Source organism: Dolichospermum sp. LEGE 00246 (assembly GCF_015207865.1).
Classification (GTDB): domain Bacteria; phylum Cyanobacteriota; class Cyanobacteriia; order Cyanobacteriales; family Nostocaceae; genus Dolichospermum; species Dolichospermum heterosporum.
In genome coordinates this window covers 1-16,519 of sequence record NZ_JADEWA010000069.1, presented here as the reverse complement: position 1 = coordinate 16,519, position 16,519 = coordinate 1, and the positions used below count along the sequence as shown (strand labels likewise).

The 16,519-nt window shown below is 36.2% G+C and carries 17 protein-coding genes; 14 read left to right on the top strand and 3 right to left on the bottom strand.

Annotated elements, in window-relative coordinates; genetic code table 11:
- Window positions 1-63: 63 nt before the first annotated feature.
- The 7 genes from IQ228_RS07385 (at window position 64) to IQ228_RS07355 (ending at window position 3,372) form a co-directional block, all read left to right on the top strand.
- On the top strand, window positions 64-333 hold the full coding sequence (locus IQ228_RS07385; protein WP_027404600.1) for a hypothetical protein: 270 nt from the start codon (window positions 64-66) through the stop codon (window positions 331-333).
- Window positions 334-407: 74 nt separating this feature from the next.
- Window positions 408-671, top strand: coding sequence for a hypothetical protein (locus tag IQ228_RS07380; RefSeq protein ID WP_027404599.1), 264 nt, complete (start codon window positions 408-410; stop codon window positions 669-671).
- A 161-nt stretch (window positions 672-832) separates the two neighbouring features.
- A complete protein-coding gene (gene arfB, locus IQ228_RS07375; RefSeq protein ID WP_193962532.1) occupies window positions 833-1,246 on the top strand; it encodes an alternative ribosome rescue aminoacyl-tRNA hydrolase ArfB in 414 nt (137 codons plus the stop codon).
- 282 nt (window positions 1,247-1,528) lie between these two features.
- A complete protein-coding gene (locus IQ228_RS07370) occupies window positions 1,529-1,936 on the top strand; it encodes a hypothetical protein (RefSeq protein ID WP_051424450.1) in 408 nt (135 codons plus the stop codon).
- Window positions 1,937-2,028: 92 nt separating this feature from the next.
- Window positions 2,029-2,337 (top strand): HAMP domain-containing histidine kinase, encoded by a 309-nt coding sequence (locus IQ228_RS07365; RefSeq protein WP_027404596.1) that lies wholly within the window; start codon window positions 2,029-2,031, stop codon window positions 2,335-2,337.
- Window positions 2,338-2,412: 75 nt separating this feature from the next.
- Window positions 2,413-2,757: an STAS-like domain-containing protein gene (locus IQ228_RS07360; RefSeq protein WP_335337391.1), complete on the top strand. Its 345-nt coding sequence runs from the start codon at window positions 2,413-2,415 to the stop codon at window positions 2,755-2,757.
- A gap of 3 nt (window positions 2,758-2,760) precedes the next feature.
- On the top strand, window positions 2,761-3,372 hold the full coding sequence (locus tag IQ228_RS07355) for a hypothetical protein (RefSeq protein WP_193962531.1): 612 nt from the start codon (window positions 2,761-2,763) through the stop codon (window positions 3,370-3,372).
- Between the two features lie 13 nt (window positions 3,373-3,385).
- Here the strand turns inward: IQ228_RS07355 and uvrB are convergent, their stop codons facing one another.
- On the bottom strand, window positions 3,386-5,383 hold the full coding sequence (gene uvrB / locus IQ228_RS07350) for an excinuclease ABC subunit UvrB (protein WP_370566842.1): 1,998 nt from the start codon (window positions 5,381-5,383) through the stop codon (window positions 3,386-3,388).
- A 338-nt stretch (window positions 5,384-5,721) separates the two neighbouring features.
- On the opposite strand from uvrB, the gene IQ228_RS07345 reads away from it, so the two are divergent.
- From IQ228_RS07345 to IQ228_RS07325, 5 genes are all read left to right on the top strand, one after another.
- Window positions 5,722-5,952, top strand: a complete 231-nt coding sequence (locus IQ228_RS07345) for a hypothetical protein (protein ID WP_035083309.1) — start codon at window positions 5,722-5,724, stop codon at window positions 5,950-5,952.
- A complete protein-coding gene (locus IQ228_RS07340; protein ID WP_193962529.1) occupies window positions 5,949-8,021 on the top strand; it encodes an AAA family ATPase in 2,073 nt (690 codons plus the stop codon). Before IQ228_RS07345 ends, IQ228_RS07340 begins: the two co-directional genes overlap by 4 nt.
- 34 nt (window positions 8,022-8,055) lie before the next feature.
- Window positions 8,056-8,694: a Uma2 family endonuclease gene (locus tag IQ228_RS07335; RefSeq protein WP_027404591.1), complete on the top strand. Its 639-nt coding sequence runs from the start codon at window positions 8,056-8,058 to the stop codon at window positions 8,692-8,694.
- Window positions 8,695-8,726: 32 nt separating this feature from the next.
- Window positions 8,727-9,287 carry a Uma2 family endonuclease gene (locus tag IQ228_RS07330; protein ID WP_193962528.1) on the top strand — a complete coding sequence of 187 codons (561 nt, stop codon included), beginning with the start codon at window positions 8,727-8,729 and terminating at the stop codon, window positions 9,285-9,287.
- Between the two features lie 224 nt (window positions 9,288-9,511).
- Window positions 9,512-9,985, top strand: a complete 474-nt coding sequence (locus IQ228_RS07325; RefSeq protein WP_193962527.1) for a DNA phosphorothioation-associated protein 4 — start codon at window positions 9,512-9,514, stop codon at window positions 9,983-9,985.
- Window positions 9,986-9,997: 12 nt separating this feature from the next.
- Here IQ228_RS07325 and IQ228_RS07320 read toward each other — a convergent pair whose 3' ends face one another.
- Both IQ228_RS07320 and IQ228_RS07315 read right to left on the bottom strand, forming a co-directional pair.
- Entirely contained in the window at window positions 9,998-11,203 is a 1,206-nt protein-coding gene (locus tag IQ228_RS07320; protein WP_193962526.1) for a DNA sulfur modification protein DndB, read from the bottom strand.
- Window positions 11,204-11,305: 102 nt separating this feature from the next.
- Window positions 11,306-12,907 carry a DGQHR domain-containing protein gene (locus tag IQ228_RS07315; protein ID WP_193962525.1) on the bottom strand — a complete coding sequence of 534 codons (1,602 nt, stop codon included), beginning with the start codon at window positions 12,905-12,907 and terminating at the stop codon, window positions 11,306-11,308.
- A gap of 300 nt (window positions 12,908-13,207) precedes the next feature.
- Between IQ228_RS07315 and dndC the strand changes: the two genes are divergently transcribed.
- Window positions 13,208-14,833 (top strand): DNA phosphorothioation system sulfurtransferase DndC, encoded by a 1,626-nt coding sequence (dndC, locus tag IQ228_RS07310; protein WP_193962524.1) that lies wholly within the window; start codon window positions 13,208-13,210, stop codon window positions 14,831-14,833.
- A gap of 210 nt (window positions 14,834-15,043) precedes the next feature.
- On the top strand, window positions 15,044-16,519 hold a 1,476-nt coding region (gene dndD / locus IQ228_RS07305; protein WP_193962533.1), incomplete at its 3' end, for a DNA sulfur modification protein DndD.

Genomic DNA, 16,519 nt, shown 5'->3' with positions numbered 1-16,519 from the left:
ATTTTTAAGAGAAAAATGTCAGAATGAAATAGTTGAAATTACTAAAGATGAGAGGGTAAGACAATGAAGAAAATAGTGATAAATGACCTATATCCTAGTCATTTGTTAACCTTTATTGATGATTTAATGCCACCAGAATTGTATGTTTTATTAGGAAGAGGTTTAGGAGGGTTTTATCCCCCTCTAGGGCTAAGTCCTAATGTTTTTGTAACCACTGTTTATGATGGTGTAAATACCATCTCAACAACTTATGAAGGAGCCGGTAGCTTTCATGATAATAAATTTAATACGATAGATTATGCTCGGACAGTTAATGCTTGGGTAAATCGTTAGTTATTTCCGCAGATTCAAGGGCGATTTTGTCACATTTACCAAAACTGTTCACTGTTTAATAGGGAAATAAGATCATGGCTACAATCATAATTTCTGACTTACAGGAAAAGATATTTTTGGATGACTTAAATTCAGGGCAAATACAACAAATTTTAGGTACTGGTATTATACCTTTACCCTTACCCTTCTTAGGTGGACGGGGTGCTGATGTTGCCTTAACGACTGTTTATGATGGTATAAATAACTTAGAAACAGCATATCGTGGTCCATTGAGTTTCTACGATAATAAAATTTTTACTCTTGATCTGGCTAGAAGTGCTGTCTATTTAGTATTGTGAACAATTATTAGGTGGTTGTTTTTTCTTTACACACCACCGCTTATCTCCGAGGAAGTAAAAACTTCCTCTTTTTTGCTGTTCTTGCTGATAATTGTTTACAGTTATATGAAAACTGGTGTATGTTATAATGTGGGATTATAGATATGAATTACTGCATATAAATGATAGAAATTTCTCAGACAGTAATTATTCCTGATGGCGATATTGAAATTAGTGCAATTCGTTCTCAGGGTGCAGGTGGTCAAAATGTTAACAAGGTTGCTACTGCTATTCATTTGCGCTTTGATATTGGGGCTTCTTCGTTACCAGAAATCTATAAGGAACGGCTTTTGAAGTTAAAAGATCATCGCATTACCCTTGAGGGAGTTGTGGTTATTAAAGCGCAGGAATATCGCAGTCAAGAACAGAACAAAGAGGAAGCTTTCAGACGACTTCAAGAACTGATTAAAAGTGTATCTGTGTTACCTCGAAAACGCAAACGGACAAAACCAAGTCGCAGTTCTCAAAGAAAACGTCTTGATAGTAAAAACAAGCGGGGACAAATTAAGTTAACTAGAGGAAAAATTACAGAATAATCACGATGCTATTACTGTGATGATAATATATAGCAATCCTAATAAAATACAAACATCTCCTTTCTCTCTTTCTCTGTGTTCTCTGTGCCTCTGTGGTTCGTTAAAAAAAATCTTGTACATAAATGCTATATATTAACGTCCCAACATTTTATCTCGAAGATGCTTAATGCGAAGAATAAAAATATACTACTCTAGCCAAAAATAACCAATGAGGTTATGAAATCTAGTATTATTGGCTCTAATTGTCAAAATTATAGAGAATCATAATTATTTGGAGTTGTTTTGTCATTAGTAATTACCAAAAATCAACCACCCGTTCTGTATGTGGATACAATAAAAGACTATCCGCGTCATGTAGAGATGCTTTTGAAAGACTGGGATGAGATATTGCAACTCCCTGAAGACTGCTTGGAACTGATAATTGATTTCCACTATTGCGAATTCCTTGGACACATCGGTGTTACCTTTTTAGGGGGAATAGTTCGCCTATTTGCATACAGGGGTGGAAATGTCATTTTTCACTGGAATACACTTATAGACAAAATTCGGATGAATTTGGCTCAAAATGGGTTCCTCTATGATTTTGGCTACAATCAGAAACCTTGGGATGGTAATTCAGTACCTTATCGAAGCGATCTTCAACACGACCCGATAGCCATTGCTGACTACGTAGGAATGTGGATTTATTAACTTACGATTCTTGATAACGACCGTCTAACCTAATGTTAAATTACATCCATCAAGATTTGCACTTTATTTAATCCTCATTCCTTAGGATATAAATGGTTGGGGTGGTCGACTTTGGGATTGGTATACCGAATAGTGTTCGCACTTTACCCGAAAATGCGGACATGACAGCTATTGAGGCTCTAGAGTGGGCATTTAAGCCAGGAAATAGTACCAAACGGCAAGGTATCCGACAGGGTGAAGGTTTACACATACTACAGGAATTTGTCAGAAAAAATCATGGAACTCTGATGATTTTCAGTAATGACAGCTATGTCAATATAGGGGATAATGGAATTAAATATGAAAACATTTGTACTAACTTTTCGGAAACGCTAGTCAATATGGCTTTTCGATGTGATTAAAAATACTACTGTTTAGCTTCAGAAGTTCCTAAACTCAAGAAGCTGAAGCTTTAGAGAGAGGGAGATAAGGACATGATGTATAAAGTTTACGATATAGTTGGCGAGTATGCCATCACTCCTGATGGTGGACAAAAGTTATATGATCAGATTCATCCATGTTTACTAACTGATGAAACTGTGGAGTTAGATTTTGCAGGAGTGAAGGTTTTTGCATCTCCATTTGTGAATTTTGCATTTGGTCAATTGTTAAAAGATATCCCATCTGAGAAGTTGAATCAATTGCTTGAATTTACTTCTCTCAATGCTGATGGATGGGATGTTATTAATCACGTAATGACTAGAGCTAAACGTTATTACTCTGATGAAAAATATCGTAATGCTGTGGATACGGTGATAACAGATATGGCTGCAAGTTTTTGAAGTATGGCGATTATTCAAGCTGATATCATAGATATTAAAACTGACACTCCACAGCAGAGTGACATTTTCTTTGTAGATACCAATGTCTGGTTTTGGCAAACTTATACCAACGCTGCATTTACTGCTAAACCTTACCAAATTACAGATTATCCCAACTATATCAACAAAACGCTGCAAAATGGAGCTACTCTCACCTACTCTGGACTCACTTTAGCAGAACTTGCTCATATCATAGAGAAAACAGAATATGACATTTATGTCCAATCTCATCCGGGTTTACACTTTAAGAAATACCGTCATGATTATCCAGAAGAACGGGCTAATTTAGTTACTGAAGTTAAATGGGTTTGGAGTCAGGTTAAAGCGATCGCTATTCCTATTAAACTAACAGTAGATGATGCTACTACTGATGCTGCTATTAAGCTATTTACCACCCAAGCAGTTGATGGTTATGATTTGCTGATGCTCGAAGCTATTAGCATAGCAGGAGCAGGAACAGTTAAGATTATTACTGATGATATGGATTATAGTGTTGTTCCAGGTATTCAGGTGTTCACTAGCAATAAATATGTTATTCAAGATGCTGCTATGCAAAAGAAGTTAGTAAGGCGTTAATTATACATTTATGTTATCTTCCTAACATTTTATCGCGCAGATGTTTAATGCGATCGCGTAATTTTGCAGCTTCTTCAAATTCCATCTTCTTCGCCGCTTCCTTCATCTGTTTTTCTAACAGGGTAATTAACTCTGGAATATCTTCCAAAGATAATTCATCTAGATGTTCATCAACCATTTTTAAATCAGTGGCATTTAATCGCCGAGAAGCATCTAAAAATGATAAAATCGAATTAGTTTGTTTTTTAATAATCGGTTGCGGCGTAATTCCGTGCAATTTATTATAAGCCGTTTGAATTCCTCTTCTTCTATCAGTTTCATCAATGGCTTTAATCATACTCCCTGTTAATTTATCAGCATATAAAATTGCCTTTCCTCTAATGTGACGCGCCGCCCGGCCAATAGTTTGAATTAAAGAACGTTCAGTCCGCAAAAATCCTTCCTTATCTGCGTCCATAATTGCAACTAAAGAAACTTCGGGTAAATCTAAACCTTCCCGCAATAAATTGACACCGACTAACACATCAAAAACACCATTTCGCAAATCTTGTAAAATCTCAATCCGTTGAATGGAATTAATTTCTGAATGCAAATATCTGATTCTAATTCCTCTCTCTTCTAAATATTCAGTCAAATCCTCCGCCATGCGTTTAGTTAATGTTGTTACTAAAGTTCTTTCTTGACGGTCAACTCGATCTTTTATTTCTCCTAATAAATCATCAATTTGTCCTTCTGTGGGACGCACAAATATTTCTGGGTCAATTACTCCCGTCGGTCTAATTACTTGTTCAATAATATTCTCTTCCGAAATTTCTAATTCCCAATTTCCTGGAGTCGCAGAAACGAAAATACATTGATTGACTTTTTGCCAAAATTCTTCGGCTTGTAAAGGACGATTATCCGCAGCACTGGGAAGCCGAAAACCATGATCTATTAATACTTTTTTCCTCGCTTGATCTCCATTATACATTCCGCGAATTTGGGGAACGGTAACATGAGATTCATCTATTACTAATAACCAATCTTTGGGAAAATAATCAATTAAACATTCTGGTGGTTCTCCCGCTTGTCTTCCTGCTAAATGACGAGAATAATTTTCTACGCCGTTACAATATCCCACTTCTCGTAACATTTCCAAATCATAACGGGTACGTTGGTCAATGCGTTGCGCTTCAACTAATTTCCCCATTGATTCTAATGTTAATTGTTGCTGTTTTAATTCGGTGGCGATATCTTCACAAGCTATTTCTACTCTTTCTTTGGGGGTAACAAAGTGACGCGCTGGGTAGATATTTACTGCTTCTAAACTGTGGAGAATTTCCCCACTAACAGGATCTACATATCTAATTGCATCAATTTCATCACCAAAGAATTCAACTCTAATAATTCTATCTTCATAAGCAGGAGAAATTTCTAAAACATCACCACGAACTCGAAATTTTCCTCTCCCCATTTCGATATCATTCCGAGTATATTGAACTGCGGTTAAATCTCGTAAAACTTGACGCGGATCAATTTCCATTCCCAATTGTAACCGAATTGCGGCTTTGAGGTATTCCGCCGGCATTCCTAAACCGTAAATACAACTAATTGAGGCGACGACAATCACATCCTTGCGTTCAAATAAGGAACGAGTGGCGGAATGTCGTAACATATCTATTTCTTCATTAATCGCTGATGTTTTTTCTATATAAGTATCAGTAACAGGAATGTATGCTTCCGGTTGATAGTAATCGTAATAACTAACAAAATACTCAACTGCATTATTAGGAAAAAACTCCCGCAGTTCGTTACACAACTGGGCAGCTAATGTCTTATTATGTGCTAATACTAGGGTAGGTCTACCGACTTTTTCAATGACTGCGGCTATGGAGAATGTCTTCCCAGTTCCTGTCGCACCCAGTAATGTTTGATAATGATTTCCTTTTTGAATACTAGCAGAAAGTTGTGCGATCGCTTGTGGTTGATCACCGGTGGGGACAAAAGGTGCTTGGAGATTAAAATCCATTATCTAGCTTGAACGTTACACCTAGCAATTCTACACAATTTCTCAGTTTTGCGTTAGGCGCAAAATTTTTTTTTGGGAAGTTGGTTTGCAACATCGCTGGCGATGTGCTATATTAATATAATGGAGTGGTGATAAAATTTTTATTTAGGCACACATTTCCATTATCAGAATATCACGCCTGGCGGCGCGAGTCAACCCCTAAAACCCAAAAAAAAGAATTTTTTTCTACTTAAATATCAATTTATACTTGTATTTATATAGGAATTATGAGAAATGAACCACGAAGAAGCGAAGGACACTAAGGAAGAAAAGAAGGGTTTTAGAGAATTTTTGCGTGGGTTATGTCTATAGTATCAGAACTGGTTAAAATAGAAAATAAATCTACCGCTGTTTTAAAAATGATACCAGAAGCAAATATTGAAGATGTTCAAGAACCAATTACCACCGCACCACCGGAGGTAAAGCAAATTATTGAGAAGGTGTGGAGATTGGAGAAAAGCCGATTAGATAGAAAGAGTAAGGGTCATATTAATGATGATATTCTCACTATTGTGAAGGAAGCGGTGCAATGAAGCTAACTTCGATTAAATTATGTAATTTTCGTTCTTTTTATGGGAAGACACCAGAAATAACTTTAGCTGGTGGAGATGTTCGCAATACTACTATGATTTATGGTAGTAATGGCGCAGGTAAAACTAGTATTTTGAATGCATTTACTTGGGTTTTATATGAAAAGTTTAGTGCGGCTTTTGCGTCAACTGAACAGTTAGTAAATAAACGCGCGATCGCAGAATCTCAACCTAGTCAACCGGTGGAATGTTGGGTGGAAGTTGGTTGGGAACATGAAGGTAATCGTTATCGCGCTACTCGTGGTTGTCGGGTTTACAAAAATGAAAGTGATGTAATCGAAGCTGGGAAAACTCAGTTAAAAATTCAAGTTGCTGGAGATGACGGAAAATGGTATTTCCCACTTCAGCAAGCTGAGGAAATCATTACTCAGATTTTACCAGCAAGTTTACATCAATATTTTTTCTTTGACGGTGAACGGATTGAAGAAATTGTCCGTTCTGATAATAAAGCGGAAATTGCAGAAGCAATTAGAACTTTTTTGGGTGTGGAAGTTATTGAACTGTCGATTAAACATTTGAAAGATGCTAAAAAGAGTTTAGAAACTGAGTTAAAACATATTGGTGACGCGGAAACTAAACAGTTATTAACTCAGCAAGAAAAGCAAGAACTGGAAATTGAAAACATTAATAAACGTCAAACGGAAATAAATCAAGAGTTGGAATATCAGCAAACTTTTAAAAAGGAAGTTAGTAATAAGTTACGAGATTTGAGTGCTGTTAAGGAATTACAGGAAAGAAAGCAAAGTTTAGAATCGCAAAAAGATAGTTTACGGGAAGAGTTGAAGAAAACACGGGAGAATTTGAAAAAGACTATTTCCGCACGGGGTTATACTGTGCTGTTATCGGAAACTACTGCTAAGTTTCGGGAAATATTCACAGATTTAAAACAAAAGGGTGAATTAACAGCAGGAATTTCCCGGGAATTTGTCAATGATTTACTCAATAGTGGACGTTGTATTTGTGGTGCAGATTTAAGGGAAGGAACTCATACTCATTTTCATGTGAAGAATTTAATGAGAAAAGCAGGTTCTTCAACTGTGGAAGAAACCGCAATTAGAATGAGCGCACAAGTTGATGAAATTGATAAACAAGCAGTTGATTTTTGGGAAGAAGCAGACAGGGAACAAGCCAGAATTCAACAGTTAAGGGAAAATCTCAATCAAGTTGAATTGGAATTAGCGACTATTCAAGAACAACTGCGAAAAGATCCCAATGAGGAAATTAGCAGTTTACAAAAACGTCTTGATGAAATTGAAGCCAAAATTGATGAATTAAATCGAGAACAGGGTGCAAATCAACAGGAAGTTTCTCACCTAAAAACTGATATTGATGCTTTGATAAAACAAATATCTAAGCAAAAACAAAATGAGGAAAAACAATCTTTAGCACAGCGTCGGATTAATGCTACTCAAGATGCTATTGAACGGTTATCAGAAGTTAAAAACCGTCAAGAAAATCAATTTCGTCTGCAATTAGAACAGCGAGTACAGGAAATTTTTTCGGATATGTCTTTTACTCCTTATGTTCCTAAAATTAGCGAAAAGTATGAATTAAGTTTGGTGGAAAATACGACGGGAATTGAAGCACCAGTCGCAGCTTCGACGGGGGAAAATCAAGTTCTCAGTTTATCTTTTATCGCTAGTATTATTGATAAGGTGCGTGACTGGAGTGAGAAGCGAAAAATGATTATGCTTCCTGAAAGTAGCACTTTTCCGATTGTTATGGATTCTCCTTTTGGGAGTTTAGATGTTAATTCTCGTCGTCACATTGCGCGAACTATTCCTAAGTTAGCAAATCAGTTGGTTGTGTTGGTGACTAAGACTCAGTGGCGGGTTGAGGTTGAGGAGGAAATTGCTGATAAGGTGGGGAAGGAATATGTTTTGGTTTATTATTCTTCTAAGCCTAATTGTGAACAGGATTTTATTGAGTTGGGGAGAGAAAGATATGCTTTAGTTCGACAGAGTTTGAATGGTTTTGAATATACGGAAATTGTTGAGGTTGAACGAAATTAATATATCTCACGCAAAGGCGCAAAGGAAGAAAGAAATGGTTGTTAGTTCTTTAAGTTTGGTGACGGATACGTGGGTAAGTGTGAGTTGGGATGAGTTTATGGAGGTTGCTGAACATTCTGATTATCAGCAAGGAAGATTTTATTTTTATCAAAATTATATGAGGGTAGAAATGTCACCTGTTGGTTCAATTCATGGAAATAATAATAATGTTGTTGCAAATGTTGTGAATTTTTATGCGACATTGAAAAATATTAAGATTAAAGGCTGGGTAAATACCAGTTTTCGCAGAACAAGTGAGGGAGAATGTCAACCTGATTTAGCTTTTTATATTGGGGATAAGATAACATTTCCACCTTTGAATAATTCTCCTGTCAATATTAATGAGTTAACAGCACCGACTTTAGTTGTGGAAGTTGCTGTTTCTTCTATTAATGATGATTTGGGTTTTAAGCGATTACTCTATGAACGGTTGGGGGTAAAGGAATATTGGGTTATGGATGCTAATAATAATGATATTATTGCTTTTGAAATTATTGATGGTGGAAGTAGGAGAATTGAGGATTCAAAGGTTTTACCAGGTTTGCAAATATCTACTGTTCAAGAAGCTATTCAACGCAGTTTAACTCAAGATGATGGTGAAGTTAATCGCTGGTTGTTGCAAATTTTTAGTTAATTAGTTTTACGCAAAATCAGGAGGTAAATGTTATGGTTGCTAATTTTGAGAAAAGTTATATGAGTCCTTTGGAGTATTTGGAGTGGGAGGAACAGCAAAATATTAAATATGAATATATCAATGGTGAAGTTTTTGCTATGACTGGGGGAACTATTCCCCATACTACTATTGCTTTAAATTTGGCTTCTGGGTTAAAAAATCATTTGCGGGGTGGTAATTGTCGTCCTTTTATGGCAGATGCTAAAGTGGGTATATCGGAAAATGGTCCGTTTCATTATCCTGATGTCATGGTAAGTTGTGATGAACGGGATAAACAAGCTATTAAGTTTATTCAATTTCCTTGCTTAATTGTTGAGGTGCTTTCTCCAAGTACGGAAGCTTATGATAGGGGGGGAAAGTTTCAGCAGTATAGACGGATTGAATCTTTGCAAGAATATGTTTTAATTAGTGCTGATAAAATCGGTTTGGATTGTTTTCGCTTAAATGATAGGGGTTTATGGGAGTTACATCCTTTTGTTGAGGGTGATAATGTACATTTAGTTAGTGTTGATTTTACGTTTCCTCTTTCTCTGGTTTATGAGGATATTTTTTGATTTTTTGTTTCGCGCAGGTTATGAAGGAATGAACCACGTTCGCGTAGCGTCCCGAAGGGATAGAAGCGAAGGACAGGAAGGAAAGAAGGTTTCAAAGATATTTTGCGTGAGTCTGATGGATTTTTTTATCACGCAGAGTCGCAGAGGCGCGGAGAAGAGCGCGCGTTTGTGGTATTAGTAGGTTAAGTTTGGTTTATGATGTTAAGGGTATATATTTTATAATTATGGCGGAAACTGGTAGAATCAGGGTTGCTAAGGATAAAGCTGAGTTGGTGAAAAGTTTAACTTCTGCTGATGGGGGAACTGGCCCTTTTCAGACTTTCGCTGATGTGATTGTTTTTGCTGCTGCTTTGGGTGTAAAGCATAAAAAGCGTGTTCCTTTGGGAGAAATTTCTAAACGTGAACCATCACCAATTAGGTTAGAATATTTCGCTACGATGGGACATGATATGTTAATTAAATTATTGGGAATTATTGAAACTCACGATATTGCAATTTTATCTCCTTATGAGGAAGAATACGAAAAACAACGCAATGGAATCTTTGAAGAATACGCTAATGGTGGACTAGAAATATTACAAAATGAGTTAAGAGGTGCGGTAGATTATTCTGAGCGGATTTTACTATTTCTCAGTTATGAAAGAGCAAATAATCCAAAAGAAGAAGAGGAATTTGATTTAACTAAATTCCTCAGTTGAGTTAGGGTATGTTTAATAGGAAGAGTTATCTGTCCATCCTAATTCATATTTAATCTTTTTAACTGCATCTGTTACTGCATTTGCACCTGTAGATAGTTTATAACGCTTATTCGGATTTTTTGGGTTAGGATCTATTCTGATTAAAGTATTTTCCCAAATTGGATTATCTCTTGTCCAACCTATTTTTGCAAGTTGGGAAACTTTTGTTTCATCAAAATAATTACTTTCTTTGTTGTAAGTTAAATGTAGTAGTCTAGCCAAAACTTCCAGTCCCACACTCACACCCAATAGACATTCATCCTTAAATTTCCTGATCTCAGCAACAGTCAAATCTTCTGCTTTTTTTACAGAAATATATCTAGTATTACTACATTCATAGAAAAACTCATTGAGACAATTAGAGAGGGAATTAGATGATATAGCTACATCATAGTCGCTAAGTTCAGCTTCAGGATAATTAGTAAAAGAACAACTTACAGCCCTCGCTATGTAGTTATTTGTGTAAATAAATCCCTTTGTAACACGCGGATTATCATGAACCTTATCTGTCTTATTATGAAAGATGTGTACTTGTTCTACTAATTTTTTAGTAATACCAATACGACCTTCAGATACACCGAATGACAATAGCAAAGCTTTATCTAGTTTTTTCGTTTGAGCCATATCTCGAAAATCTTTTTTACACTGATCAAGGTCTTCTTCTAAAACCAGCGTAATTGGAAAATCATCATCACTAATTAAGTCACTTGTATCACCTTCAATCAATTTTTGAATAGCACTCTTACGATGTTGACCATCTGTAATCTCTAACTTTACTCCACGAGGGATTACAACTAAACAAATACCTCTCCCAAATTCAAGAATATTTATTTTTCCTAGAGCTACATTTGCTGTCAATGTCCCCAAAATCCAAGGTTTCCCTTTTTGCGCTTGCTCGATAATATAATTTTTGATCTCATCAGCATGGCCTGGTACTTCTGGGCGTTGTCTACCTGAATCAGGATCATTCTCAGTAGCAGGTTTGATTACTAAAAGTGCAGGAAAATCTCCAGGTGGTATATTAATTTGTAGCATTCTTCGCTTACCGTGACGAAGAATCAAACCTGGATAACAGCGTTCACGATGGTATTTAGAAAAGAATGGCTCTATAAATGAGCTAAACTGAGCTTTTACTTCAGGAGTAATATCGTTGTTATTTTCTTCGTTCAATTGAGTCATATAAATGCTGATACACTTAGCGATGTTAAAAAACATAGTAAACAACATCGGTGGTATTGAACATCCGTGAAAACCACAGAGTGATATTACTCGCTAATTTGTCTAACTCAGTATAACTGGAAGCCCTACATCCTGGGGTTTCACCAATTTTCCATCAAAACCTATAGTTTGTTCTTCTGTCGTCCTAGCATTAGCTAAAGCTTTACGTAAAGCAGTAACTTCCATTTTTTCAGTCATTCCTCCCAACATATAAATGAATAACTTCACAGCTAAATCTTTTCCTGCTATTTGTACCCGCTTTTTATTGGGGTCATATAAAACCCCATACCATATAGATTGAGGATATTCCATACTGCTAAAACCCCCTTGACGGTCAAATTTCTCCAACTTCTTAAAAATATCCGTCAAAGCAAAATCTTTTTTAAATACCAAAGTTCCCAAAGCTTGCGCTAAAGCAACTTGAGAAACTGGACGAAATAACATATTTCCCTCACCTCCGTCTTTCTCAAAATGGAAGCGTCGCAAAACAGTTGTATCTTCATGTTCCAATATTTTATAACTGGGAAGATTCGCTAAATTATCAAAAAGTAGTCTAAAATCGGCAATTCCTTCCTGAATTTCTTCATTTTCTGGACGCATGGGAATTAACCCTTTTTCCAAAGGTTTCCAGTGGGGGAACTTTTGACCCAAATACCTTTCGGACATATCTTGTAAGGCTTGCAAGGTCGTCAAAACCGTAGAATTAGCAGCTACTGTGGCACTATTCCAATTAACACGGGGATTGCGATTGGGTTTTTGTTCTAAAAGTGGATGTGTAACCGCAATTTTTCGCGCTACAATAGCAAAACCATCATCTTCATTTAATTGTGCTAACTGACCTTTAGTTAAAGGTGCAGCCATTAAATTTACATGAACAAAAATGGATCTTACCCGTCGTTTTGCTTCTGCATGAGTTTCCCCAGTATTCACAGCACAAATAAATTCAATGCCAATTTTTTCTTTAGATAAATTTTGTAAATAAGCAGGTTCTACTTGATATTTCTCAATCAAATCAGATAGAGTAATAAAACTTTCATCAGCAGTTTTATCCTTTTTATAACGTTGCAGTTTACCAGATTTAATTAACTCCATCAAACCTTGGACACCCATTAATCTATGCTGACCATCTAAAGCATAAATTGTCACATTGTCTTCAGAAATATTCAGTAAACCGACTTTACCATCTTTGTCTAAAGGTATAAAATCAGTAGTCGCTTTTTTAGCCCGTCCTTGACTATCCCACTCTGCTGCTTTGGGGTTATCTACCCAAGGTTGATTAATTACTACTAGTACAGCCGGAAATTTATGATTTTTCCTCGCTGCTAAATACTGTACTAACGGTGCTTGACGTGACCAGTCAACAGGGCGTTGCTGAATGTCATCAATACTATCAGCATCAATTTCAATATTCTCTGTCTCTGGGTTGTACTTTTTTTGCAGCAGGGGTAAACCAGACGCAAAATGTACGCGTCCCGCAAACCATTCCAAGGTTACAGAACCTACATAAGCCTCAGTACCACCCATTTCTGTCTTTTGGACAAGAATTTGGTCTTTCTTCTCTAAAAACCTGTCTAGCAGTAAAGCTAATACCTGTTTATCCTGATTTTCCCGTTCTAGATACTCGTTAGCGAGTTGATTATTTAGTGTATTTGTACTATCATTCATGTGATTTTTTGAAAACTAGACTACATAAAATAGCTTATCCTGTTTAAAACATTCGGTATAATAATTCATTTTTTAAAAAAGCTTAAAAAATGTTATAGTTAGAAATTGATCCCCTAACCAAAACCAACTGTAGGTCGTGGTTATGTATTTAGTTATATATCATACAAATAAAATCATTAGAGTCCGCCCGTGCGGACTCTGTTTGTGTGCCGACGAATTTTGCTCTCAAAGGTGCTCGTTAATTAAATAGAGTAACAAATAAATTGATAAAAATGTGTGTTTACTTAAGGAATAACAACAATGAATACAACACAACAACCAGAAAATAAAAATCAGCAAAGCTCTGCTGTAGCAGAGTTAATTGAAGATATTCAATCTCTGACTACAGAAATTCAAGAATTGTATTGTTTAGATCAAATACCTTGGGTAGTAGGCTATTCGGGCGGAAAAGACAGCACTGCTACTTTACAACTTGTATGGAATGCGATCGCTGAACTCCCACCCGAAAAGCGAACAAAAAAAATATATGTCATTACTACGGACACACTGGTAGAAAATCCTATTGTTGCGGCTTGGGTACGTAATTCTCTAAAACAAATGAAATCTGAGTCACAAGCGCAAGGATTACCATTTGAACCCCATTTATTAAGACCAGATTTTAAAGAAACATTCTGGGTAGGTTTAATTGGTAAAGGTTATCCAGCCCCAAGAGGGAAATTTCGTTGGTGTACAGAACGTCTGAAAATTAATCCTTCTAATCGGTTTATTCGTGATGTTATTCGTAACAATGGAGAAGCAATTGTTGTATTGGGAACGCGGAAAGCTGAAAGTATAAAACGCGCCAATAGAATGAAAAAATTAGAATCCCAGCGAGTAAGAGATCATCTAAGTCCTAATATGAACTTACCAAACTCTTTAGTTTATAGTCCTATTGAAGATTGGGAAAATGATGATGTATGGATTTATTTAATGCAATGGGAAAATCCCTGGAAATACAGTAATAAAGAATTATTTGCTATTTATCGAGGTGCATCTGCTGATAATGAATGTCCTTTAGTTGTTGATACAACTACTCCTAGTTGTGGAAGTTCTCGTTTTGGTTGCTGGGTTTGTACCCTTGTTAGTCAAGATAAATCATTAACAGCAATGATTCAAAATGATGAAGAAAAAGAATGGATGCAACCATTATTAGATTTTCGCAAAGAATTAGATTTAGAAGAGAATCGTGACCGGAGAGACTTTCGCCGTAGACGTGGAGGTGTCCAACTGTATGAGCGTAATTTAGAAGGTGAAGTATCTATTGAACCTATTCCTGGTCCATATCTTAAAGAAGCGCGGGAAGATTGGTTAAGAAAGCTGCTAACAGTTGAAAAGCAAATTCGTCAAACAGCACCAGAAAATATGCGTGACATCACCCTACTTACTATAGAAGAATTGAGTGAAATTCGCCGAATATGGTTAGAAGAAAGACACGAATTTGATGATAGCTTACCCCGAATATATGAAGAAGTCACAGGAGAAGTATTTAAAGATCCTCGTCCTGGTGCAGATCAAAGCATACTTGGTAGTGATGAATGGGGAGTATTAGAAGAAATTTGTGAAGGTGACGAAATGCACCTAGAATTAATGGCTAGACTATTAGATACAGAAAGACAATTCAAGAAAAAAACTCGCCGTGTGGGTATCTACGAAAGCCTAGAAAAATGCTTTGATACAAGTTCCCGTTCACCAGAAAAAGCGATCGCAAATGCCCATTTAAAACGGGATTTAAGACAAGCAGCATTAGAAGGAGATGTTGCCACAATTCGGGAAAAATTCAGACAATTAAGTTTAGGAGATACCGCCGAAAAACAAGAGTCTAAACCACAAACTTGGGCTAACTTCAAATATGCACAAAAAGACCCAGATGATAACCCAGACCAATAGAATATCCTCCCCACCCTCGTTCCTAGCCTCTGGCTGGGAATGCCAATCTTGAGGTTCTACCTCAACTCATTATAACCGAGGCAGAGCCTCTTGACAGCATTCCCTGTCAGAGACAGGGAACGAGATAAATATCTCCTTTCTCTCTTTCTCCGTGTCCTCTGTGCCTCTGTGGTTCGTTTAAAAAAACTAGAATACCCAACCCAAAAACCCATGATCTTCCTAGAATTAGTCCTGCAAAACTTCGGTCCTTATGCTGGAAAACAAATCATCAACCTCAACCCCCAAATTGACGAAGACAACACCCGCCCAATTATTTTATTAGGAGGAATGAACGGCGGCGGAAAAACTACCCTTATGGATGCCATTCGCCTCGCATTATATGGACAACGCGCCCAATGTTCAACCAGGGGAAATTTGAGTTATAGTGATTTTCTTACCCAATGCGTGAATAGTAAAAGTACCCCCACAGAAAAGACTAGAATTGAATTAGTTTTTGAACATATCGAAGAAGATAGACCCATAAAATATCGGGTTGTCAGGACTTGGGAAAAAAATCCCAAAGACGGAAAAGACCATTTAGGAATATTAGGAGATGATGAAACATGGCCAATTGATTCATTAGTAAATATTTGGGACGAATATATAGAAAATATCTTACCTATAGGCATTTCCAATTTATTTCTCTTTGACGGTGAACAAGTTAAAGAACTTGCAGAACAGGAAATACCGCCGCCCATAGTTGTAGATGCGATTAACGGACTTTTGGGTTTAGAATTAGCCGATAAATTAGCAATTGATTTAGAAATATTAGTAAATCGTAAAAGACGAGAATTTGCAGATACTAAAGATTTAGCAAAATTAGAAGTAATTGAAACCCGAATCCATGAAAAACAGGAAGAATACAAAAACAATCAGATAAAACTAGAAGATATAAATACTCAAGTTACAGAATTAGAAAAAATTCATGAAGAAGCTTTAGATAGATTTGTGAATGAAGGTGGTAAAATTGCCGCTGAACGTAGCCAATTAGAACAACAAAGAGAAGAAAAAATCAAAGTTGCTAATAACGTCCGTGAATCTTTGTGTGAATTAGCTGCTGATGTTTTACCTTTAGCCTTAATTAGTCCTTTATTATCTCAAGTGCAAAGACAGGGAGAAAAGGAACTGAAAACTCAACAAATCCAATTAGCGAAAGATGTATTAATTGCTAGAGATGAAAGATTACTAAATTGGTTACAACAATTAAATCTAGAAACTAATAAACTTACTAATATTCAATCTTTTTTAGCTGAAGATATCAATAACTTATATACTAATAACTTATCAACAGAAAATACTTGGTTAAATGGAGATGAAGAAAGTTTAAGTTTACTTGACAATATAACCTATCGGTTACAAGTTTCCCAAAATAACGCCCAAAAGCAATTAGATGAATTAACTAATTATGAAGAAGAAATTCTCACCTTAGAAAGACAAGTACAAACTGCGGCTGCACCGGAAGAATATACAAAATTGCAGAAAGCAGTAAAAGAAGCACAAACTGAATTTAATAAAATTAAATCTCAGTCAGACATAATGACTCAAAAACTGATAGAATTAGATACAGAAACTAAAAAATTGAGACAAGAACTCAATGAATATACAGTAGACAATCTCAAATATCAAAATAGTGAACATATTATCTGT

Coding starts and splice junctions, on each gene's coding strand:
- IQ228_RS07315 (WP_193962525.1), bottom strand. CDS start 12,907: ATGAATGATAGTACAAATACACTAAATAATCAACTCGCTAACGAGTAT.
- arfB (WP_193962532.1), top strand. CDS start 833: ATGATAGAAATTTCTCAGACAGTAATTATTCCTGATGGCGATATTGAA.
- IQ228_RS07340 (WP_193962529.1), top strand. CDS start 5,949: ATGAAGCTAACTTCGATTAAATTATGTAATTTTCGTTCTTTTTATGGG.
- IQ228_RS07320 (WP_193962526.1), bottom strand. CDS start 11,203: ATGACTCAATTGAACGAAGAAAATAACAACGATATTACTCCTGAAGTA.
- IQ228_RS07365 (WP_027404596.1), top strand. CDS start 2,029: ATGGTTGGGGTGGTCGACTTTGGGATTGGTATACCGAATAGTGTTCGC.
- dndC (WP_193962524.1), top strand. CDS start 13,208: ATGAATACAACACAACAACCAGAAAATAAAAATCAGCAAAGCTCTGCT.
- IQ228_RS07385 (WP_027404600.1), top strand. CDS start 64: ATGAAGAAAATAGTGATAAATGACCTATATCCTAGTCATTTGTTAACC.
- IQ228_RS07325 (WP_193962527.1), top strand. CDS start 9,512: ATGGCGGAAACTGGTAGAATCAGGGTTGCTAAGGATAAAGCTGAGTTG.
- IQ228_RS07335 (WP_027404591.1), top strand. CDS start 8,056: ATGGTTGTTAGTTCTTTAAGTTTGGTGACGGATACGTGGGTAAGTGTG.
- IQ228_RS07330 (WP_193962528.1), top strand. CDS start 8,727: ATGGTTGCTAATTTTGAGAAAAGTTATATGAGTCCTTTGGAGTATTTG.
- IQ228_RS07345 (WP_035083309.1), top strand. CDS start 5,722: ATGTCTATAGTATCAGAACTGGTTAAAATAGAAAATAAATCTACCGCT.
- IQ228_RS07360 (WP_335337391.1), top strand. CDS start 2,413: ATGTATAAAGTTTACGATATAGTTGGCGAGTATGCCATCACTCCTGAT.
- IQ228_RS07355 (WP_193962531.1), top strand. CDS start 2,761: ATGGCGATTATTCAAGCTGATATCATAGATATTAAAACTGACACTCCA.
- IQ228_RS07380 (WP_027404599.1), top strand. CDS start 408: ATGGCTACAATCATAATTTCTGACTTACAGGAAAAGATATTTTTGGAT.